The following is a 22,050-nucleotide window of genomic DNA, read 5'->3' on the forward strand; positions in this document are numbered from 1 at the left end:
ATTGGGCAGCCACGACCACCACGGTCATCACCATGATCATGCGGGCCACTCGCATGCGCATGGCCACGATCATGGTCACGGGCACGGCCATGTCCATGCGCCCGCCAATTTCGGCAAGGCGTTCGCGCTCGGCATTACGCTCAACACCGCGCTCGTCGTGGCCGAGGCGATTTACGGCTATGTCGGCAACTCCACCGCCCTGCTCGCCGATGCCGGCCATAACCTGTCCGACGTGCTCGGCCTCGTCATTGCCTGGGGCGCCTCGATCGCAGCCCGCCGCGCGCCCAGCGGCCGCTTCACCTACGGTTTTCGCGCCTCCACCATCCTGGCGGCGCTGGCCAATGCGGTGTTCCTGCTGGTCGCAACCGGCGCCATCGGCTGGGAGGCGATCCTGCGCCTGCGCGAGCCGGAGCCGGTCGCAGGTGTCACCGTGATGGTGGTTGCGGGCATCGGCATCCTCATCAACGGTTTTACCGCCCTGCTGTTCGCGAACGGCCGCAAGGACGACATCAACATCGAAGGCGCCTATCTGCACATGGCCGCCGACGCCGCGGTCTCGCTCGGCGTCGTGGTCTCGGCGGCGCTGATCATCTGGACCGGCTGGCTCTGGCTCGACCCCATCACCAGCCTCGTCATCTGCGCCACCATCCTCTGGAGCACGACCAGCCTCTTGCGCGGCTCCATCGACATGTCGATGGCGGCCGCGCCCAAGGGCACCGACCTCGCCGCAATCAGGGCATTCCTGCTGGCGCGGCCGGGCGTCTCAGGGCTTCACGATCTCCACGTCTGGCCGATCTCGACCACCGAGACGGCGCTGACCTGCCATCTCGTGATGCCGGCCGGCAGCGACGACGCATTCCTGATGCAGACGACGCAGCTCCTCAAGACATCCTTCCGCATCGGCCACACCACGCTTCAGGTCGAGACGCATCCCGACAATGGCTGCGCGCTCGCGCCGGATGATGTGGTGTGAAAACCTCCTGGCGTCATGACCGAGCCGCGGCGTCGGTCACGCGCCCGCCCTTCCCCTTGCCGCGATCAGACTTGCCGCCGTGGCCCCTGATGCTTTCGAACAGCAGCCAAAGCAGCACGGCACTCGAGCCGCCGAGGAAGGGAATGGCGTAGTAGCCGTAGCGATTGAAGCCATAGATGAGGAAGGCTGGAAATGCGGCGCTGACCAGCGCGAGCAGGATCATCAGGGCGCCGACCGCAACAAGGCCGCGCGGAACGCGGCGAACGAAGCCTGCATAGCTCGCGGGGACGCCGATCAGCAGAACGAGTGCCAGCCCGAGTGTCGCCGAGGACAGCCACACGATCGGTCCCGCACGGTCATCGTACTCGGTGGAGACTTTCACGCCGCAGCAAAACGGCACAAGGTCCGAACTCGGCGCGTAGCCATGCCGCATGACTTCGCTCAGGTAGCCCTGCAGCTGATCTGCGGTCGGCAAAAACCGTGCTAGCGGCCAGCCGGGCTTGTAATAGTCCTGAATCAGCTGGCCGCGTTGGAAACCGGTGGGACTGCCAAAATATGGATAGGGCTCGCGCTGGACGAAGGCCTCGTAGCCCTGTGGACTCGGCGCCCGCCGCGCAACCGAATTCGCGTCGAACAGCAGGAAATCCATTTCCCGGAGGAAGTGCCTGGTCAGATGCCGATACAGCGTCGAAGGCGTCGTCAGCGTCTCGATGAAGATGTCACGCGCGATCCTCTCGAGATCCGCATCGTTCTCCCCGGCCATCTTCAATCGGTGCACTGCGCCGAACGGCCATTGATATTCACCGACGTCGGGCCAACCAAGGCTGGTGTCGGCGGCCCGCATCTTCGCAACGTACTCGCGTGCCTGTGCCTTATGCTCGAGATGGATGCCTTGATCGAAATCTCCGGAATAGCCGATCACGAAGGAGATCACGGCAAGGATCTCGTTGCCGCTGGATCGCTTCCCGATCACGGCGTTGATTGCCGTCGGGGTGAGGTAGACCGCCGAAGCCAGGACGGCTGCCAGTCCAAGCGCGCCGAGGCGACGCAGCAAGCGGGCATCGAGCACCAAAAGCAACCACAGCAGAATGACGACGGCCTGGCCTATCGCCGCCGACCGGCACACCATGAGCGCCCCGAGCGTCAAGCCCACGCACGCCGAAGCGAGAAATGGCGGCCAGTTCCTGAACGCTGCGCCGGCGGCAATGAAGGCCGCAAGGCTCACCAGGAAGTTGGAAATCGTCTCGGCGCCCACCGTATTGTCGTAGTGGATGATGCGGCCATGCAGCGCCGCGAAAAAAAAGGCCAGGAGCGCGAAGAAGCGGGGCGCACCGGCCATGCGTACGGTCGCGGCAACGAGAAGAGCGGTGCCGACGCTCATCAGGTGCTGGGCGATAACGAAGACCAGGATGTGTGGGCCAAACAGCTTCGAAAGCAGCACAAGGAAGACCGCCACACCGTACGGCCGCTTGATCGCATCCTCGATATATTGCCCTTTCAGGATCGATTCCGCCTGAATGATGTAGGCGCCGCCGTCCTCATGGATGAAGTGATCGGGCCAGGCCACCAGGAAGGCAAGGTGAACGGTCAAGACAAAGCCGATCGCACCGACCCAGATCCAGAACCACGCGATGGAATTTGTCCATCCCAGCAATGCAGTCAACAATCCAGGGCGACCGGCGCGTGCCTCGTTCATCTTCAATGCAAGCCCTTGGTATGTTCGGTCGCGGATTGAGCGTGCGCCCCCGCCGGGCGGGTGCCGGACACCGTCCAGCTATAACCATGCCGGTGATAGAGCTGAACATCCGCAAATCCCGCATCGGACAGCAACGCCTCCGCCTCGGCGCGGGTATAGTATTTCGCATAGGCGGGGTTGAGCTGATCGTAGATGGTCAGACGGCGAACCGAGCGCGGAAACTTCGCGAGGACCGAACGCATGTAGCTGCGCATCGGAAGCGGAATAATCCGGCAGAGCCAGATATAGCCAGTCAGGGCGAACTCCAGCAGATGCGACAGCGCCACGAGCATCCGGTGCGGCATCCGCACCGTGAGCTTGCGCAGCGGGATTGCGATCGACAAATAGGTCTCGTTGCCTTCAACGCCGTAGAGCCACACGATGCAGCGTCCGCCCGGCCGCAGCGCTGCGAACGCGGCGTGGACGACCGGCTCCGGCTCGGGGATATGGTGTAATACGCCCATCGAGACGACGTAGTCGAGCCCAAGACCGGGCGGCAGTTGATCGCCGGGCACCTGGAGATACTCGATGCGGTCCGCCTTGGCGGTGGTGTTGGCCTTCAAGACCTCGAATGCAGCCGATGGTTCGACCGCAAGGACGCGATCGGCTCCCGCATCGAGCAGCATGTTGACGATACGCCCGGTGCCGCTGCCTATATCGGCGACCCTCGCGCCCTTGATATCGTCGAGCGTCAACAGCGGGCCGAACAGGTCGCCTAGCAGATCAGCCGACCCGTAATAGCCGGGGTTGTCCCGGAAAGCAGTCCATTGCTCTCCGAAATCGCTGATCGTCTGTCCCTTCAGATCCGGCATGCGCGCGCCCAGCTCGCTCAACGCGGCCGGGGGGCCGCGAGCCCCATCAGCCATATCCCCAACGTCAGAATGGGCCATAGTGCGAAGGCGTTGTCGCTGCGCCGCTCCAGATGGTCGTTCCACAGCATCCGGATCGCATCCGGCTTGAGATAAGGCACGAAAACGTCCGGCTCCTTGTTGAAGACGCGATCGCAAATCGCTTGCAGGCCGCCGCGCCTCATCAGTTGCGCAATGGGCACGTTGAACCCGCGCTTGCGCGACCATGCGGCTTCCCTGGGCATACCCAGGCGCTCGGCGAGCTTGCGGAGCACGTATTTCGGGGCGCCCTTTGGCCAGGGATTGAGGAGCGCGACATCGATCGTCCCCGCGAGGTCCATCACCCGCCGATCAAGGATCGGAACGCGTACCTCGAGCGAATGCGCCATGCTCATCGCATCGACCTTCGTGAGCACGCTTTGGAGATGAAAACGCTGGTCGGCGATCAGCGCCCGATCCAGCACGTTTTCGTGCGGCTCCGCATAATATTCCGCATATTCCGCGAACGGGTCGGCCGCTGCGACATCGACCATCTCCGGCGCGTAGATCTTCGCGGCAAGGAATCGGGGGACCAGCCGCCGCCATTGCAGATGCGGGCTGTCGCCCTCCTCGCTGAGCCCCAGCGCAAAACGGGCCAGTTGTGCCGCCGCGGGAAGACGTCTCTCGTTGCCGCGAACGGCGGCATAGGCAAACCGGCCGGTCATGCCCGCAACGCCGCGCGGCACGACGCGGCGCAAGGGCTCCGCCATGGCAGTTGCGGCGTAGGTCTCATATCCAGCGAAGAACTCGTCGCCGCCATCGCCGGACAGAACGACGCTGCAATGCTGACGGACTGCACCGGCCAGACGGTAGAAGCCAAGCGCACCCGTATCGGCGCACTGCCCGTCGAAATGATGGACGACCGCGCGAAGGGCCGTCTCGGCATCCTCGCCTCCTTCCCCATCGACCACGCTGACCGACAGGCCCGCAGCTGCGGCGATCTCTTTTGCCGCGGCGGATTCATCATGGCTCTTCTCGGAAAAGCCTGCCGTGAACAACGGCGGCTTCAATCCGAGCTGCTTCAGCGTGAGCGTGATGAGTGAGCTGTCAACGCCTCCGCTTTGCAGCACGCCCAGCGGCACGTCACTCACCATCTGGCTCTCGACGACCGTTTGAATCGTCGACCGCAGGCGGTCGACCGCTTCATCCAACCGGTCGACCCTCGGCGCGCGAACCGGACGCCAGAAGCGGCGCTCGGTCCGTTCGCTGGCGGCAAAGCTGATCACCGTGCCTGGAGGCACCTGCCTGATCTCGCGGAAAAGACTCTGTCGGGTCCCGGTGTGCCCGGCGGCCAGGAACGTGTGCAGAGCAGCGGGATCGATTTCCGCCGCCACGCGCCCGCTTGCCAGGATTCCCTTCACCTCGCTCGCGAACACGACATCGCTGCGGTCATCGAAGTAATAGAGCGGCTTGATGCCGATGCCGTCACGCGCAAGGATCAGGCGACGCTCCTGCCGGTCCCAGAGACCGACGGCGAAGAAACCCTCCAGCCGTTCGAACATCGCCTCTCCCCATGCGAGATAGGCATAGGGCAGAATTTCCGTATCGCAGTGCCCGCGGAACTGGAAGCCGAAGGAGCGTTCGAGCTCGCGGCGCAGCTCGCCATCGTTGTAGATCTCGCCATTGTAGGTCACGACGATGCGTCCGGAAGGATCGAGCATCGGCTGGTGGCCAGCGTCCGACAGATCCCGGATGGCGAGCCGACGGTGAGCGAAGCCGACGGACTGGTCCAGCCAGAAACCGTCTCCGTCCGGCCCACGATGGATCAACGCCGCAGACATCGCCGCGACCGTGCCGCGATCAGCCGGGCGGCCGTCGCGATGGAAGATTCCGGCTATGCCGCACATCGCGCTATGGCGTGATCGATGGTCATGGTCGCTGGTTCATGATCTGCTTCAGAAGCACCGCCAGCAGCCCCATCGCCACGACGAGAATGCTGAGAAGGATGGCTCCGACCCCGAGGACGAAACCGCTGACGAGCTGCAGAATGATGCCGCCGACCAGCGAAACCACCGCGAGCAGCATGCACAACATCGCCAGCAGCACGAAGATCTTCAGCGGATTGTAGTAGGTGCAGGCTTCGAGGACGTATTGAAGCGTGCGAAGGGAATCGCGGAACAGATTGACCTTGGACCGTCCGATCCGCTCGGCGTAATCGATCGGAATGTAATCGACGAACTTCGCGTTCATCATATACGCGAGGGTCAGGGAGGTGGTGAAGCTGAAGAGGTCGCTGACGTGGTCGAAATAGGAAATGGCCACCTGGCGGCGGAAGGCGCGGAGACCGGAATTGATGTCCGGGATCTCGCGATTGGCGGTGAACTCGACGATGACCTTGAGCACCGCGCGCAGCGGCGACTTCAGCATCGACTCCCGGTAGTTCGGACCGGTCCGGGCGCCGACCACCATGTCGAAGCCCTCATTGAGGCGTGCGATCAGTGCCGGTATGGCCTCGATCGGATAGGAGCCGTCGGCATCGCTGATGACGATCACTTCAAAGGACGCCATGCGAATGCCGTCCTTGAGCGAGCGCCCGTAGCCGATGTTGTGGGCGTGCCTCAGGACCTTGGCGCCGGCCTGCTCGGCCAGGGCACCGGTCCCGTCGGTCGATCCGTCGTCGACGACGATGATTTCATAAGGAGTGAGCTGGGCTCCGTCGAGAACCGCCTTCGCGCGCGTGATCGTGTCGACGATGCCATTACGCTCGTTCAGCGCTGGAATGACGACCGAAATCATACGCGCCGTGCGATGCAGGTGACGGATTGCCCGAAAAAGCTTCGCGACAGCGGATCGAGTGCCCGCGACAGCGGAACCATGTACCTGTCGAACAGCGCGATCTGTCCATTCACGGCGTCGTCGTTCAACGAGTCGTGCCGCTTCAACCGGTTGGCCAGCCACCCCAGTCCGCCGATCGGGTTGAAATAGCTCAACCGGACGAGCTCGACAGGCTGGCCCGCCAGGATATCGCGCAACCGCGCGGTGCTGTAGCGACGGAAGTGCCCCGCAAGCCGGTCGAGATCGTTGTAGAGCAGCATGAGAGCCGGAACGCTGATGAGAAGATGTCCACCCGGCTTGAGCACATCGACGAGATTGGCGACCGCCTTGGCATCGTCTTCGATGTGCTCGAGCACGTTGACGGTGAACACCGCATCGACCCCGTCGGGAAACAGCGCGTGGAGCTGTTCGGCAACCAAAATGTCGCAGACGGCGAAGCTGCGGTCCGGCATGGCCCGACTGGCCTGCTCGACGCTGTCGCGGTCGTGGTCCACCCCGCAATAGTCACCGAGTTCCCCGAGCACCCTGCTGTAGAGCCCATGACCAAACCCGACTTCGACGATTCGTCCCTTCAGATACGGGCGGAATTGCTCGATGACCCAGTTCATGTAGTTCTGCGCATCGGCGATGCCGCTCGAATACGTCGCCGCTCCCGTCTTGAGACGGTCGGCCTGCACCGGCTGCGGTAAACGAGAGACCTGAGCCATGAATCCTGAACCTCTGTTCGGCTCGGGATTAGCAGCAAGAGCGGGGTTTCTCAAGCTGTTCGGCGTCCGTTCACCCGTCAGTTGCAATCAGGCTGCGAGGATATTTCCTCGCATGCCGTGCGTCCCACCGAGCCGGTGCGGCAAGCATCTGATCGCCGATCGCAGCTCTAGCCTCTCACATCGGAGCTTGCGGCGCCGGCCACGACAGCCGTCTTCGAGCGTCGCGCCAACCAACCCGCCGCCCAGCGATTGATCGGGCGCTCGAACCAGATCCACGACGCGGACGCGACGAGGACGAGAATCAAGAGCAGACACCAGCGCCAGATCTCGCCGCTTCCGGTGTCGAGCCGCATCCAACGCGCCAGCCATGGCGAGAGCATGAAGAGGGGCCAGTGCCACACGTAAAGGCCGTAAGAGATGTCGCCAAGCCATTCGACCGGGCGCGGCGCAGATGGCAGGAGCGCCATACCGGCTACGGCCAGGCAGCACGCCACGGGCGTCATCCAGGGTGTCAGTCGCAGCCCATACGCGTAGGCTCCAATCGCGGCAGCCAGCAGCACCAGACTGAAGCTCCAGCGTGGCGAAAGCCGCGAGACCATCATGTAGGCGAATACGCCAGCGGCAAAGTTCGCATAGTGACCGTGGACGAAACGAGCAATCATCGGAGGCTGTGGGTCGATCTCCGCCCCGATCGCGGCGGCGGCAACGCACCAGAGCAGCAGCAATCGGACACCACCGAGGGGAATCAGGATGGCGGAGACGAGGTAGAAAATCACCTCGTATTCGAGCGTCCAGCCGACCGCATTCATCGGAGCCTTTTGCGGCAAGATCAGGAGCGAGCGCAGTACGCGCTCCAGCTCGATCTCATGCGGCGGCCCGCCAATGCTGCGGCTGAAGAGCAGGACCATGACGATGGTCACGACCGCATTGAGGGGATAGATGCGAAAGAAGCGCTTGGCGAGGAAGTTGAAGGGCGTATAGCCCGGTGCCGACGAGACGTAGCAAACGATGAAACCGGAAATTGCGAAGAAGAGATCCACTCCGGCAGCACCGCGGTCCGCCAGAAACTGCCAGGTGTGAAGCCGTGCTGGATCGAAATAGCCGATCGCAAGGTGCGTGTGAAAGTAGAACACCGCGAGAGCGGCGACAGCACGCCCGACCTGAACGCCGGGCAATCGGCCATGAAGTTGATTTTGTGTCATTCCGTGCTCGGGCCGGGACTGTAGATGGCAAGGGCATATCGCGCAACTTCGACTGTTTGCATCGGAAGCCCGGTTCCAGCCAGATAAACTTGCGCTGCGGCTGCGACCATGCGGCATGGGAGCACCAAGCTTTGTCGTCTGCCGATGGGGCAACGTATCTCGCCTCTACGTTACTCTTGCCGTCACGATCCAGATCGCGCCCTGCAGAACCACGCTCTGCCCCTTCAGGAACGGCGCGAGCATCTCGCGGATCGAGGCCTTGGCGGCCTCGTACGTCTCCGCCGGATGGCCCTGGAGCGCGCGGCTGGCCGGGCCGATCTGCAGCGCGCCGTCGACGGCGGCATCGAGGCCGCCGCCGATCGCGATGTCCATCGCAAGATCATGCGGCTCCATTGCCACGTCGACGAAGCCCGCGCCTTTGAGGATGCGCATCACGCGCTCTTCCGAGGCGAAGGCGAAGGGGCCCGGCTCCTCCGGCCCGACCGGCGGCATCTTCGGCACGTGCTTGTAGACCGCCATCAGCGGCGCCATCATCCACGGGTTCTCCTTCGGCTCGCGCCAGCAGGCGAAGGCGAGCCGTCCGGTCGGCTTCAACGCACGCCGCACATTGACGAAGGACGCAATCGGATCGGCGAAGAACATCACGCCGAAGCGTGAAGCGAGCAGATCGAAGCTCGCCGGCTCGAACGGATGCACGGTCGCATCCGCCAGCACGAAATCGAGCGGCAGGCCCTTTGGCGCAAGCGCCCGCGCCTGCGACAGCATCGGCTCGGAGACGTCGAGGCCGAGCGCAAAGCCATCAGGCGCGACCACCTTCGCGAAGGCAAAAGTCGTTGCACCGGAGCCGCAGCCGACATCGATCACGCGCTCGCCCAGCCTCGGTTTGGCGCGGTCGATCAGCACGTCGGCAATGGGTCCGAGCAGCTTTTCCTGCACCGCGTGGCGATCGGCCCAGCGCTGCCCGCTCGGCCCGTTCCAATAGGCGATCTGGTCGGCATTCTCCGCCTGTCCACCGGGCTGCTGCATCAACCTCTCCGCGAAATGCCGATCGTTCCCATCGGCCCCGAGAGGCTTAGCCGCATGTCCTTCGCCGCCGCAAGGCCGATTTCGGCACGATGCGGGATCGGGCACTGGCCCCTGCTACCTCAGATTGACAAAAGCGCCAGGCGCTGTGTTAAGTGGCCCGGAGAGGAGAAAGCCCGTTGAAATCGGAACGATCGGTCGGCATCGATTGCCTGCGCGCCATTTCCATCATCTGGGTGCTGCTCTATCACTTCGTCCCGGTGCAGGCGTTCAACCGGGGCACGTTCGGCGTCCTGCTTTTCTTCATCATCAGCGGCTACTGCATCGCATTCAGTGCCGAGACGTCGAAAACGGCCTGGCATTTCTACGCGAAACGGCTCGGCCGTCTGCTTCCCGCGCTGATCGTCTGCGGGTTCCTGACGGCGCTGTTCAAGATTCTCGCGCCCGAGCTGGTCGAGTCCGGCCGCGGGCTGAAATGGGCCCACTACGTCTATACGCTCATCGCGCTTCCGACGCTCAACGTCCTGCAGGTGAACTATAACCTGCCCGACGGTGCCTATTGGTCGTTGCAGATCGAGTTTCAATTCTACTTCTTCTGCTTCCTGATGATGGTGATCGGCCTCAAGCAACGGCTGCTGGCATTACTGTGCGCCGTGACCATCTTCCGGACGCTGACGACCAGCACCGACTATTACACATCAAATGATTTCTTCCCGTTCTTCATTGCCGGCATGAGCGTAGCGGCTCTCGTCAGAGGACGCACCGGCGAGGCGATAGCGGGGATCCTCGTGGCGTTCTCCGTCGAACTCTATCATCTGAAATTCAACGTCAAGCAGCCCTCGGTCCCGCTCGAGATGTACCGGTCCCTGCTGCTCTGGTCCGGCACGGCCGCCGTCTACCTGGCAGCGCGGTATGACCACGTCTTGCCGCGCTCCTTCCGCGCCCTCGCCTTCATCGGCGTCATCAGCTATCCGCTCTATCTGCTCCATCAGGACGTCGGGAACATGATCTTGCGCTGGGCGCAGATCGGCCGTGACACGGCATCGGACCTCTTTGTTCGAAGCTTCGTGCTGCCTGCCTTCCTCGCCGCGATCGCCTGGCTCGTCTATGCCTTCGTGGAGAAGCCCGCGATCAAACCGCTCACCGCACTGCTGGCCGATCCGGTCGCCTGGTTTCGACAATGGCGGCCACAAGGGGCGGGACGCGGCTATCCTACGGCCGAGCACAGCGGCGACATCGCGCGCCAATAGCCGGCCGGATGGGCCCGATCCGCACGATCCGCATGCTACGCAAACGCGTGACCCAGATGCAGGTTGGTGGGCGGTCACGGATTCGAACCGCGGACCCTCTCGGTGTAAACGAGATGCTCTAACCAGCTGAGCTAACCGCCCTCGCCGCCTCTTTAGCCCTACGGGCCCCGGACGGGCAAGACCCCAGCCCAACGACTTGGACCGACTTGGACCGACTTGGGCCTCAATCCTGCGGCCGCCCCGGCAGCAGCGGCACGGCGTCGATCCACACCGCCGCAGACTGGCACCAGATCTGTCGCGTGGGCCTCAGCGCATCGCGCTGGCGGATCGAGCCCCAGCGGATGCCCCAATCGTCGGCCTGGTCGCCCTCGCCGCTGGTGAACAGCGGGGAACCGCAGTCGGCGCAGAAATGCTGGAAGCGCATCCGGCCGTTGTCGCCGCGCTTGCCGTAGATTTTGGGCGTACCGCGGGTCAGGCGGACATCAGCCTTGGTGCAGATGGCCGTCACCCGGAACGGCGAGCCTGTCAGCGACTGGCAATCGGTGCAGTGACAGACCGAGATTGCCTCAGGATCGACCTCGGCCTCGAAGGTGATCGCCGCGCAATGGCATTGCCCTTCGATGTGCATTGCCTCCTCCCTATCCCCCCAAACAAAAACGGCGCCCGAAGGCGCCGTTTTATCATCATTCCGAGCCGCACACTCAGTGAGCGGTCAGGCCGCCGGCGGCTTCGTCGCCGTCCGGCTTCACCGTCACCTTGGTGTCCTCTTCCCAGACGATCGGCACCGGCTTCTTCACCAGCGCCTTGGCGACGACGTCGTCGAGGCGGGAGACCGGGATGATCTCCATGCCGCCCTTGATCGCATCGGAAATCTCCGTGAGATCCTTGGCGTTGTCCTCGGGGATCAGCACCGTCTTGATGCCGCCGCGGGCCGCGGCCAGCAGCTTCTCCTTCAGGCCGCCGATCGGCAGCACGCGACCGCGCAGCGTGATCTCGCCGGTCATCGCGACATCATGGCGGACCGGGATGCCGGTCATGACCGAGATGATCGCGGTGGCCATCGCAACGCCTGCGGACGGACCATCCTTCGGCGTCGCGCCCTCCGGCACGTGCACGTGGATGTCGCGCTTGTCGAACAGCGGCGGCTCGACGCCGTAGTTGATCGCGCGCGAGCGGACGTAGGACGCCGCCGCGGAGATCGACTCCTTCATGACGTCGCGCAGATTGCCCGTGACCGTCATCTTGCCCTTGCCGGGCATCATGACGCCTTCGATCGTCAGCAGCTCGCCGCCGACATCGGTCCAGGCAAGGCCGGTGACGATGCCGACCTGCGGCTCGCTCTCGATCTCGCCGAAGCGGTACTTCGGCACGCCGAGCAGCTCTTCCAGAGTCTTCTCGGTGACCTTGACCGACTTCTTCTTGGAGATCATCAGCTCCTTCACCGCCTTGCGGGCAAGTGTAGAGAGCTCACGCTCCAAATTGCGCACGCCCGCTTCGCGGGTGTAGCGGCGGATCAGAAGCAGCAGCGCCTCGTCGTCGATCGAGAACTCCTTGGAGTCCAGGCCGTGCTTGGACACCGCGTTCGGGATCAGGTGCTTGCGCGAGATCTCGACCTTCTCGTTCTCGGTGTAGCCTGCAATCCGGATGATCTCCATGCGGTCCATCAACGGCCCCGGAATATTGAGCGTATTCGCGGTGGTGATGAACATCACGTTGGACAGATCGTAGTCGACCTCGAGATAGTGGTCGTTGAAGGTCCCGTTCTGCTCGGGGTCGAGCACCTCGAGCAAGGCCGAGGACGGATCGCCGCGGAAATCGGCGCCCATCTTGTCGATCTCGTCCAGGAGGAACAGCGGATTGGACGACTTGGCCTTGCGCATCGACTGGATGATCTTGCCGGGCATCGAGCCGATATAGGTGCGGCGGTGACCGCGGATCTCGGCCTCGTCGCGCACGCCGCCGAGCGAGACGCGCACGAATTCGCGCCCCGTCGCCTTCGCGATCGACTTGCCGAGCGAGGTCTTGCCGACGCCGGGAGGCCCGACGAGGCACAGGATCGGCCCGGTCAGCTTGTTGGCGCGCGACTGCACCGCGAGGTACTCGACGATGCGTTCCTTGACCTTCTCGAGCCCATAGTGATCGGAGTCCAGGATGGCTTGCGCCTGCTCCAGGTCCTTCTTCACCTTGGACTTCTTGTTCCACGGGATCGACAGCAGCCAATCCAGATAGTTGCGCACGACGGTCGCTTCCGCGGACATCGGCGACATCTGGCGCAGCTTCTTCAATTCATGCTGCGCCTTCTCGCGCGCTTCCTTGGAGAGCTTGGTCTTGGAGATCTTCTCTTCGAGGTCGGCGAGCTCGTCGCGACCATCGTCGTCGCCGAGTTCCTTCTGGATCGCCTTCATCTGCTCGTTGAGGTAATACTCGCGCTGGGTCTTCTCCATCTGGCGCTTGACGCGCGAGCGGATGCGCTTCTCGACCTGCAGCACCGAGATCTCGCTCTCCATCAGGCCCAGCACCTTCTCCAGGCGCGTGGTGACGGACAGCGTCTCCAGGATGCCCTGGCGATCGGCGATCTTGACGGCGAGATGCGAGGCAACGGTGTCGGCGAGCTTGGCGAAATCGGTGATCGCCTGCACGACGCCGACGACCTCGGCCGAGATCTTCTTGTTGAGCTTCACATAGCTCTCGAAGTCGGACACGACCGAGCGCGCCAGGGCTTCCGCCTCGACCGATTTCGCATCGGTGTCGGCGAGCGCGACGGCGGTCGCCTCGTAATAGTCGGCGCGATCGGTGTACTTCGCCACGCGCGCACGCTCGAGCCCTTCGACCAGCACCTTCACGGTGCCGTCGGGGAGCTTCAAGAGCTGGAGCACGCTGGCAAGCGTCCCGGTCTCGTAAATGGCATCGGGCGCCGGATCATCGTCGGACGCGTTCTTCTGCGTCGCGAGCATGATCAGCGCGTCGTTCTTCATCACCTCTTCGAGCGCGCGGATCGACTTCTCACGACCGACGAAGAGCGGAACGATCATGTGCGGGAAGACGACGATGTCGCGCAGCGGCAGCACGGGATAAGCGTGCGCTTCGCCATGGACGATGGTTGGCCGGGGTTTGGGATTGGTCATGGCCTTTTCCTTTTGCTTTGCCCCCTTGCACGCAGCCCGCTGATCATGCGCAACCGCCACAAGGTGCCGAGGTGATCCGCAGAACCGGTCGGTCCTCTACAAGGTGGACCGGCTCGCCGGAACGGAACAGAGGCGAATCTTGAAGAGAATTTTCGCTCGCCGCCGACATTAGGTGGCTATCGACCCGGGGGGTGTCAAGTCATTGAAAGACGCGCGCCATCAGGCGCTTACGCACGCAATAAGCGATGCAACACCGGCTGCGGAAATATCAGTTCCGCAGCCCACTTTGAGAAGACGATTGGAGCGTTCCAGCGTCGTCAGATCAGGCGCTGGCGTTCTCGACGGCGCGATCGGACCGATCAGCGTAGATGTAGAGCGGACGCGCCGTTCCTTCCACGACCTCGCGGGAAATCACGACCTCTTCCACACCTTCCAGACCCGGCAGGTCGAACATGGTCTCGAGCAGGATCGCCTCGAGGATCGAACGCAGGCCCCGCGCGCCGGTCTTGCGCTCGATCGCCTTGCGGGCGACCGCGCCAAGCGCCTCGTCGGCGAAGGTCAGCTCGATGTTCTCCATCTCGAACAGCCGCTGGTACTGTTTCACCAGCGCGTTCTTCGGCTCGGTCAGGATCTTCTTCAGCGAGGTCTCGTCGAGGTCCTCGAGCGTCGCCACGACCGGCAGACGGCCGACGAACTCGGGGATGAGGCCGTACTTCAGGAGGTCCTCAGGCTCGACGTGACGGAAGATCTCGCCGGTCCGGCGATCCTCCGGCGCGAGCACCTGGGCGCCGAAGCCGATCGAGGTCGACCGACCGCGTGCCGAGATGATCTTCTCGAGGCCGGCGAACGCGCCGCCGCAGATGAACAGGATGTTGGTGGTATCCACCTGCAGGAACTCCTGCTGCGGATGCTTGCGGCCGCCTTGCGGCGGGACCGAAGCCACCGTGCCTTCCATGATCTTGAGCAGCGCCTGCTGCACGCCCTCACCCGACACGTCGCGCGTGATCGAGGGGTTGTCGGACTTGCGGCTGATCTTGTCGATTTCGTCGATGTAGACGATGCCGCGCTGGGCGCGCTCGACGTTGTAATCGGCGGCCTGGAGCAGCTTCAGGATGATGTTCTCGACGTCCTCGCCGACATAGCCCGCTTCGGTCAGCGTCGTCGCATCGGCCATCGTGAACGGCACGTCCAGGATGCGGGCGAGCGTCTGCGCGAGCAGCGTCTTGCCCGAGCCGGTCGGACCGATCAGCAGGATGTTCGACTTCGCGAGCTCGACGTCGTTGTGCTTGGTCTGATGGTTGAGGCGCTTGTAGTGATTGTGCACCGCGACCGACAGGACCTTCTTCGCATGGCTCTGGCCGATGACGTAATCGTCCAGCACCTTGCAGATTTCCTTCGGCGTCGGAATACCGTCGCGCGACTTGACCAGCGAGGACTTGTTCTCCTCGCGGATGATGTCCATGCAGAGCTCGACGCACTCGTCGCAGATGAAGACCGTGGGACCCGCGATCAGTTTGCGGACTTCGTGCTGGCTCTTGCCGCAGAACGAGCAATATAGCGTGTTCTTGGAGTCGCTCGTGCCGACCTTACTCATTCATGTCTCCGTCCGCGGTTCGATCCCGTTCCGCTCGATCGCTCCATTCCGACACGGTGGTCGGTATGAAGCTTAAGTAGAGCAAATTCCGTACCAAAAAAGACCCTACGCTTTACTACATCCCGTGCGAATCACGGTCACTCGATTCCCCCGCGATCATAGCCGATCAATCGTAGCCAACCATGCTGTCACCCGACTATCAAGAATTCGCTAATCGGGGGTCGCCGGCTACCCGTGACAATACCGTGATTTCCGGTCTTGGCACGAGCGAAGTGATCGAAAACGCCCCGGCGTTGCTGGATTGCCACGAAAAACAAGCACGAAAGCGGAACTTTCTGCTTGCCGCAGGGCGCAAAACCGCGTTTTGCGCCGCGCGCACGCGCACCTAACGTGAACGCCGCCCTGACGGGTCCACGGCAAACTGAGGGGTCGTCTTGACGCCCCAGTAGTGCTACGGGGCCTTCGCCGGCGCCGGCTCCTCGGCGCGCTTGTCGATCACCTTGTCGACAAGGCCGAACTCCTTGGCGTCGTTCGCGGTCAGGAACTTGTCGCGTTCCAACGCATCCTCGATCGACTTGTAGGTCTGGCCGGTGTGCTTGACGTAGATCTCGTTGAGCCGCTTCTTCAGGTTCAGGATTTCCTGGGCGTGCAGCATGATGTCGGTGGCCTGGCCCTGGAAGCCGCCGGAGGGCTGGTGCACCATGATGCGTGCGTTCGGCAGCGAGAAGCGCATGTCCTTCTCGCCGGCGGCGAGCAGCAGCGAGCCCATCGAAGCCGCCTGACCGGTGCACAGCGTCGAGACCGGCGGGCGGATGAACTGCATGGTGTCGTAGATCGCAAGGCCCGACGTCACCACGCCGCCCGGCGAGTTGATGTACATCGAGATTTCCTTCTTCGGATTTTCTGCCTCGAGGAACAACAGCTGCGCGACGATCAGCGTCGACATGCCGTCCTCGACCGGGCCGGTCACGAAGATGATGCGCTCCTTCAAGAGGCGCGAGAAAATGTCGTAGGCGCGCTCGCCACGGTTGGTCTGCTCGACCACCATGGGCACGAGGTTCATGTAGGTTTCAACCGGGTCGCGCATGAGTCACCTAGTGTTTCGGAGACGGACATCGCCGGGCAGGCTTGCCACTTTGGCTGAATTTGCCGGAAGGCGAATGGACGTCCTGTGATGCAGGAACTTGGGTAAGAAGTAGAAGGCGTAGCGACAGATATAGCCCAATTCGCTTCTGACAAGTGCGGAGCGCATTAAGGCTTAACCCGAGGGGCAGTTGAAGCTGATTCGCGCAAAGAGGCCCAGCCGGCCACCTGGCTAGCTGGGCCTCTTCGCTGATCATCATTAATGGAAGGCTGCCTCAAACCCTTCAGGCTGCGGTCTTTTCCGCCTCGTCGTCCTTGTAGAGGTCCTCGCGCGAGACCTTCTTCTCGGTCACGTTGGCGAGCTCGAGGATGAAGTCGACCACCTTGTCCTCATAGATCGGCGCACGAAGCTGGGCCAACGCCTGGGCATTGTTGCGGTAAAAGTCCCAGACCTCCTTCTCGCGGCCAGGCATCGAGCGCGCGCGCTCGATCACGGCACGGCCGACCTCGTCGTCGGTCACGGTGATCTTGTTCTTCTCGCCGATCTCGGAGAGCACGAGGCCGAGCCGCACGCGGCGATCGGCGATCTTGCGATACTCCTCCTTCGCCTTGTCCTCGGTGGTGTCCTCGTCGGCAAAGGTCTTGCCGGCGGAGTCCATCTCGGCCTTGACCGAGTTCCACATCAGGCTGAACTCCTCGTCCACCAGCGAGGGCGGCGCCTCGAAGCGATGCGCCTCGTCGAGGCGGTCGAGCAGCGCGCGCTTGACGCGCTGGCGCGTGGCGGTGGCGAACTCGGCGGTCAGCCGCTCGCGCGCGGCCTCCTTCAGCTTGTCCAGCGATTCCAGGCCGAGCGACTTGGCGAACTCGTCGTCGATCGCGAGGTCCTGCGGCGCCTCGATCAGCGTCGCAGTGGTCTCGAACTCCGCCGGCTGGCCGGCGAGCTTGTCGTTCATGTAGTTCTTCGGGAACGACACTTTCAGCGTGCGCGTCTCACCCGCGCCGATGCCGATCAGCTGCTCCTCGAAGCCCGGGATGAAGGTGTTGGAGCCGATGACGACCTGGATGCCCTCGCCGGTGCCGCCCTCGAAGACTTCGCCGTTGATGGTGCCCTTGAAGTTGATGGTGACGCGGTCGCCCGACTCCGCCTTGGTGCCCTCGCCCTTGGCGGCATAGGTGCGGTTGGAATCGGCGATGCGCTTGATCGCCTCGTCGACGTCGGCGTCGGTGACCTCGGCAACGGGCTTCTCGACCTGGAAGGTCTTGAAGTCGGCGAGCGCGATCGCCGGCACCACCTCGATCGCGACCGTGTAGGTCAGATCCGTCTTGCCGCTCAGCAGCTCCTCGACGTCCTTCTGCTCCGTCGGCATGGTGATCTTCGGCTCGGTCGCCAGACGGAAGCCGCGCTCGGAGAACAGCTGCGTGTTGGTGTCTCGGATGGTCTGGTCGATGGTTTCGGCCATGACCGAGCGGCCATAGACCTTCTTCAGGTGCGAGACCGGCACCTTGCCCGGACGGAAGCCGTTGATGCGGACCTTGTCCTTGAGGTCGACGAGCTTGGCACCGGCCTTGGCGTCAAGATCAGACGCGGGAACGCTGATCTTGAACTCGTGCTTCAAACCTTCCGAGAGGGTTTCTGTGACCTGCATGGCGTCCAATCTTCTTTTCGTTCGGCCCCGGCACGTCGCGCGTCGGGACGCTGTCGTTAATCGATCCGGCGCGAGGCAAACGCCTCCACGCCGGTGGTTCATCGGACCCGTTCCAGGCGGATCATCCGCTTGGAAGCAGGCCTCGTAATCCGTGCAAACGCGATAAGCGCTTGGTGCGGGCGGAGGGACTCGAACCCCCACAACTTTCGTCACTGGAACCTAAATCCAGCGCGTCTACCAGTTCCGCCACGCCCGCGTGAATTTGCATCAAGACCGGCCGCGATGCCGCGGGCGGCCGGGCTTATAGCATGCGCCTGACTGTTCGCAGCAAAAAAATGGCCTGATGGAGGCAGGCTTCAAATAGGCACGACGGCTGGACTTATCCAGCACGGCGTGGTCCGGATCGTGCCATGACAATGCGGATTTCTGACCCTACCCGGCGCGAGGTTTTGGCAGGTCTCGGAGCCTCGGCAGCCGGGCTGATCGTAGGGGGTGCGGGCCCGTCCGTGACGGCCCAGCTCGCGCTGCAGGCGCGGCTGGCAACGCTGGCTCTGAGATCGGGTCAGCCGGCTACACCGATCTGGGAGTTGGCCGCCGTAAGCCACCTCGGGGACGTCCGTCTCAAGCGTTTTGACCGCTGCGAGGTGGTCTTCCGCAACGACCTGCCTGTGCCGATTGCACCCGTCTGGTACGGCCTCCATGGCCCGGCCACTTCCGACCCGCTCCGAGGGCGCGCGCCGGCAGCGCCAGCTACGACAGAAGTATCAAATATTTCAATGCCAAGCGCGGGAACCCTGCTGGCGGACTTCCGCCTCTTCGAGGGCAGCCTGAAGCAGCCCGCGCGCCCGCTTCCGATTATTGCGGCCGAGACCAGCCACGTTGCCGTCGACCGTGACGAGATCCTGTTGATCGAGGAATGGCGCCTGCGGCCGGATGGCACCGCGGTCCCTGCGGGCCAGGACCCGAAGGACACGACGCCGCTCTACACCGTCAACGGCAAGACTTCATTCGAACTCTCAGCCGCGGCTCGTGAGCGGCTGCGGCTGCGCTTCATCAACGGCTCCCAACGTACTGTTCTGGCAATCAAATTGGAGAACCACGAGGTCCGTGTGATGGCCCTGGACGGCCAACCGGCCGAGCCGTTTTCCGCGCGCAACGGCGCGTTGGTGCTGGCGCCCGGCGCACGGGCCGACGCCTTCGTGGATGCGGCCGCCTCGGCCCCATTCCTGCTCCATGACGGCAAGGACGCGCGCCAGGTCGGAAATCTGACCATCTCCGGGAAGCTGGAGCGCGCCCCGCTGTCGCCTCCCCAACCGCTCCCGTCGAACGATCTCCCCGAGAAGCTTGATCTGAGAGGCGCCCTGCGGTTCGATGTCGCGCTCGGCGCCGCCGATTCCGGCTGGGCACGGCCGGCGACATTCTCCACCGAATCTGCCCCCGCCTTCCGCGCCAAGACCGGCCGCACCGTGGTGCTAGCCCTGCAGAACCCCGCCCCGGTCACCACGGTGTTTCACCTGCACGGCCACCCGTTCCGCCTGCTCGACAAGCTCGACGACGGTTGGAAGCCCTATTGGCTCGACACGCTCGCGATCGAGCCCGGCCAGACCCAGCGCATCGCCTTCGCCGCCACCTCGCCCGGACGCTGGCTGATCGAATCCGTCGTGACCGACTGGGCCGCGCCGCGCCTGGTGCGCTGGTATGGAGTGGAGTGAGATTTTGTAGGTTGGGTGGAGCGCAGCCAAACCCATCGCCATCGCGCCCAGGCTTGAGATGATGGGTTTCGCTGCGCTCTACCCATCCTACCTCGGTAGCAAACAGCTCAAAACTCCACGCCGAGCGCATCATAGATCCGCCGGTGCACGGCCGGCAGCGTCTCGGTCAGATCCTCTGCGATCAGGCCCGGCCCGGCTTCGCTTGCCGCCTCGCCATGCATCCAGACGCCGATGCTGGCGGCCTCGAACGCCGGCACGCCTTGCGCCAAGAGCCCCGCGATGATCCCGGACAGCACGTCGCCGGCGCCGGCCGTGGCGAGCCAGGGCGGCGCGTTGGCGGCAATGGTGGCGCGGCCATCGGGCGCGGCGATCGTGGTGTCCGGGCCCTTCAGCAGCACGACGGCGCCGGAGCGCTCGGCGGCGGCGCGGACGCGCTCGAGCTTGGAGCGGCCGGGATGCTTGTTGCTGAGATCGGAGAACAGGCGCGGAAACTCGCCTTCATGCGGGGTCAGCACCACCGCATTGTCCTGCGAGGACTTGATCAACTCGAACAGGCGCTCGGGGGTTGCGGCAAAGCTGGTCAGCGCATCCGCATCGAGCACCAGATGCCGCTGCGCGGCAAGCGCGGTATGGACGAAATCGCAAGTGCGTTCGCCGATGCCGGCACCGGGGCCGATGATGCAGGTGTTATAGCGCTTGTCGCCGAGCAGCTCGCCGAACTCGATCGCGCTGTCGACGGGGCGCACCATGACCGCGGTGAGCGCGCTCGCATTGATCGCGAGCGCATCGCGCGGGCTCGCCAGCGTCACGAGGCCCGCGCCGGCGCGCAGCGCGCCGCGCGCCGCGAGCCGTGCCGCGCCGGTCGCGGCCGCATCGCCCGAGACCGCGAGCACGTGCCCTCGCGCATATTTGTGGCCATCGATGCGCGGCACCGGAAACGCTGCGCCCCAGACATCGGGATCGTTTTCGAAAATCTGCGGCGCGATCTCGTCCAGCACCTGCGCATCGATGCCGATGTCGGCAACGCGGACGCGGCCACAATGCACACGTCCCGGCAGCAGCAGGTGCGCCGGTTTCTTGCGGAAGAAGGTGACGGTCTCGGTGGCGTTCACCGCCACGCCCATCACGGCCGCGCTGGTGCCGTTGATGCCGCTCGGCAGGTCGACCGCGAGCACCGGGGCGCCGTTGGCGTTGATCGCCTCGATCAGCTCCCGCGCCTCGCCGTCCACGGTGCGGCTGAGGCCCGCACCGAACAGCGCATCGATGATCAGCGCAGGTCTGCCGATCGCCTGCGGGTTGAACGGCAGCACCGGATGCTTCCAGCCGCGCGCGGCGGAGGCGGCATCGCCCTGGAGCTGGTCGCGCTCGCACATCAGGATCACCGAGACCTCCCGCCCCTGTGCGGCGAGCTCGGCGGCGGCGACGAAACCGTCCCCGCCATTATTGCCGGGGCCGGCCACGATCAGGATCGGCCCCTCCTCTGCCAATCCCTGGGCGGCCTCGGCGACCGCCTGGCCGGCGCTGAGCATCAGCTTGAAACCGGGCGTGCCGGCCGCGATGGCGAGCTGGTCGGCGCGCTGCATTTCGGCGTTGGTCAGAACTTCCATGCCACTTCCTAGTACAATCGCCTCTTGAACAGGCATCTTTGGCGCCGATCCGGCGGCGGGAACGTCGATCTGCACACATATTGAACCGTTTGCCTATTTCGTAGTCTTCGGTATTTTGTGCAGGTCGGCACACCACTCAGAGATGCTCGTTAAAAGGCTGATAACGCTCCGATAATCAGGGCATTTGCAACTTGGCATAGACCCTGCTTTCGAGGAAGCCGCTTCGGTTCGTCGTGCTCACTGGCGTCTTCAAGGGTGTGGCTGGCCGTTGTTGCCGGACCGGTCAGGGATCCCGGCATAGAGAAGACAAGATCGTGCGTTGAGAAATGCGCGCCCTGACGAAGACGTTGCTATTGGATCGAAAGGCCGGGAGTCGCGCAGTGAAGAAAATCGAAGCCATCATCAAGCCATTCAAGCTCGACGAGGTGAAGGAAGCGCTTCAGGAAGTCGGTCTGCAGGGCATCACCGTCACCGAGGCCAAGGGCTTTGGCCGGCAGAAGGGTCACGCCGAGCTTTACCGCGGCGCAGAATACATCGTCGACTTCCTGCCGAAGGTCAAAATCGAGATCGTGATCGGCGACGATCTGGTCGAGCGCGCCATCGACGCGATCCGCCGCGCCGCGCAGACCGGCCGCATCGGCGACGGCAAGATTTTCGTCTCCAACATCGAAGAGGCGATCCGCATCCGAACCGGCGAATCCGGGCTGGACGCTATCTGAGCCGGGTGCTAT

At 63.7% G+C, this 22,050-nt stretch carries 18 protein-coding genes and 2 tRNA genes; 5 read left to right on the forward strand and 15 right to left on the reverse strand.

Annotated features, from left to right (window positions below; translation table 11 throughout):
• The first annotated feature begins 1 nt into the window (after nt 1).
• Entirely contained in the window at nt 2-973 is a 972-nt protein-coding gene (locus AB7M16_RS03375) for a cation diffusion facilitator family transporter (RefSeq protein WP_453943129.1), read from the forward strand.
• A 13-nt stretch (nt 974-986) separates the two neighbouring features.
• On the opposite strand, the gene AB7M16_RS03380 is transcribed toward AB7M16_RS03375, so the two are convergent.
• The 7 genes from AB7M16_RS03380 to AB7M16_RS03410 form a co-directional block, all read right to left on the reverse strand.
• Nucleotides 987-2,669, reverse strand: coding sequence for a hypothetical protein (locus AB7M16_RS03380; RefSeq protein WP_453943130.1), 1,683 nt, complete (start codon nt 2,667-2,669; stop codon nt 987-989).
• A 2-nt stretch (nt 2,670-2,671) separates the two neighbouring features.
• Nucleotides 2,672-3,598 carry a class I SAM-dependent methyltransferase gene (locus AB7M16_RS03385; RefSeq protein WP_453943131.1) on the reverse strand — a complete coding sequence of 309 codons (927 nt, stop codon included), beginning with the start codon at nt 3,596-3,598 and terminating at the stop codon, nt 2,672-2,674.
• A complete protein-coding gene (gene asnB, locus AB7M16_RS03390) occupies nt 3,538-5,442 on the reverse strand; it encodes an asparagine synthase (glutamine-hydrolyzing) (RefSeq protein ID WP_453943132.1) in 1,905 nt (634 codons plus the stop codon). Before asnB ends, AB7M16_RS03385 begins: the two co-directional genes overlap by 61 nt.
• A 22-nt stretch (nt 5,443-5,464) precedes the next feature.
• Complete coding sequence (locus tag AB7M16_RS03395; protein ID WP_172783512.1) at nt 5,465-6,331, reverse strand: glycosyltransferase family 2 protein; 867 nt, start codon at nt 6,329-6,331, stop codon at nt 5,465-5,467.
• Nucleotides 6,328-7,164 carry a class I SAM-dependent methyltransferase gene (locus tag AB7M16_RS03400; protein ID WP_172783511.1) on the reverse strand — a complete coding sequence of 279 codons (837 nt, stop codon included), beginning with the start codon at nt 7,162-7,164 and terminating at the stop codon, nt 6,328-6,330. The genes AB7M16_RS03395 and AB7M16_RS03400 overlap by 4 nt, the downstream gene beginning before the upstream one ends.
• An 80-nt stretch (nt 7,165-7,244) precedes the next feature.
• Nucleotides 7,245-8,279, reverse strand: a complete 1,035-nt coding sequence (locus tag AB7M16_RS03405; RefSeq protein WP_453943133.1) for an acyltransferase family protein — start codon at nt 8,277-8,279, stop codon at nt 7,245-7,247.
• A 165-nt stretch (nt 8,280-8,444) separates the two neighbouring features.
• Nucleotides 8,445-9,305, reverse strand: coding sequence for a class I SAM-dependent methyltransferase (locus AB7M16_RS03410; RefSeq protein WP_453943134.1), 861 nt, complete (start codon nt 9,303-9,305; stop codon nt 8,445-8,447).
• Between the two features lie 176 nt (nt 9,306-9,481).
• Between AB7M16_RS03410 and AB7M16_RS03415 the strand changes: the two genes are divergently transcribed.
• Nucleotides 9,482-10,552, forward strand: coding sequence for an acyltransferase family protein (locus tag AB7M16_RS03415; RefSeq protein WP_453943135.1), 1,071 nt, complete (start codon nt 9,482-9,484; stop codon nt 10,550-10,552).
• A gap of 64 nt (nt 10,553-10,616) precedes the next feature.
• Here the strand turns inward: AB7M16_RS03415 and AB7M16_RS03420 are convergent.
• The 4 genes from AB7M16_RS03420 to clpX form a co-directional block, all read right to left on the reverse strand.
• Nucleotides 10,617-10,693: transfer RNA gene (locus AB7M16_RS03420), tRNA-Val, on the reverse strand.
• 82 nt (nt 10,694-10,775) lie between these two features.
• The gene (locus tag AB7M16_RS03425) at nt 10,776-11,180 is read right to left on the reverse strand and encodes a GFA family protein (protein WP_271498726.1); all 405 of its coding nucleotides are present in this window, start codon (nt 11,178-11,180) and stop codon (nt 10,776-10,778) included.
• A 73-nt stretch (nt 11,181-11,253) separates the two neighbouring features.
• The gene (gene lon / locus AB7M16_RS03430; RefSeq protein WP_172783507.1) at nt 11,254-13,677 is read right to left on the reverse strand and encodes an endopeptidase La; all 2,424 of its coding nucleotides are present in this window, start codon (nt 13,675-13,677) and stop codon (nt 11,254-11,256) included.
• 322 nt (nt 13,678-13,999) lie between these two features.
• Entirely contained in the window at nt 14,000-15,271 is a 1,272-nt protein-coding gene (gene clpX / locus AB7M16_RS03435; RefSeq protein ID WP_008547851.1) for an ATP-dependent Clp protease ATP-binding subunit ClpX, read from the reverse strand.
• A 182-nt stretch (nt 15,272-15,453) separates the two neighbouring features.
• Between clpX and AB7M16_RS03440 the strand changes: the two genes are divergently transcribed.
• Nucleotides 15,454-15,660, forward strand: a complete 207-nt coding sequence (locus tag AB7M16_RS03440; RefSeq protein ID WP_453943136.1) for a hypothetical protein — start codon at nt 15,454-15,456, stop codon at nt 15,658-15,660.
• 62 nt (nt 15,661-15,722) lie between these two features.
• Here the strand turns inward: AB7M16_RS03440 and AB7M16_RS03445 are convergent, their stop codons facing one another.
• The 3 genes from AB7M16_RS03445 to AB7M16_RS03455 form a co-directional block, all read right to left on the reverse strand.
• Complete coding sequence (locus AB7M16_RS03445; RefSeq protein ID WP_027559514.1) at nt 15,723-16,358, reverse strand: ATP-dependent Clp protease proteolytic subunit; 636 nt, start codon at nt 16,356-16,358, stop codon at nt 15,723-15,725.
• Nucleotides 16,359-16,638: 280 nt separating this feature from the next.
• The gene (gene tig, locus AB7M16_RS03450; RefSeq protein ID WP_212255170.1) at nt 16,639-18,000 is read right to left on the reverse strand and encodes a trigger factor; all 1,362 of its coding nucleotides are present in this window, start codon (nt 17,998-18,000) and stop codon (nt 16,639-16,641) included.
• A gap of 171 nt (nt 18,001-18,171) precedes the next feature.
• Nucleotides 18,172-18,256, reverse strand: a tRNA-Leu gene (locus tag AB7M16_RS03455).
• Between the two features lie 154 nt (nt 18,257-18,410).
• On the opposite strand from AB7M16_RS03455, the gene AB7M16_RS03460 reads away from it, so the two are divergent.
• A complete protein-coding gene (locus AB7M16_RS03460) occupies nt 18,411-19,712 on the forward strand; it encodes a multicopper oxidase family protein (protein ID WP_453943137.1) in 1,302 nt (433 codons plus the stop codon).
• Between the two features lie 107 nt (nt 19,713-19,819).
• Here the strand turns inward: AB7M16_RS03460 and AB7M16_RS03465 are convergent, their stop codons facing one another.
• Nucleotides 19,820-21,319, reverse strand: coding sequence for an NAD(P)H-hydrate dehydratase (locus AB7M16_RS03465; RefSeq protein WP_453943138.1), 1,500 nt, complete (start codon nt 21,317-21,319; stop codon nt 19,820-19,822).
• A 380-nt stretch (nt 21,320-21,699) separates the two neighbouring features.
• Here AB7M16_RS03465 and AB7M16_RS03470 point away from each other — a divergent pair, with 380 nt between their 5' ends.
• The gene (locus AB7M16_RS03470) at nt 21,700-22,038 is read left to right on the forward strand and encodes a P-II family nitrogen regulator (RefSeq protein WP_007603495.1); all 339 of its coding nucleotides are present in this window, start codon (nt 21,700-21,702) and stop codon (nt 22,036-22,038) included.
• Nucleotides 22,039-22,050 lie beyond the last annotated feature (12 nt).

The organism is Bradyrhizobium sp. USDA 372, assembly GCF_053629095.1.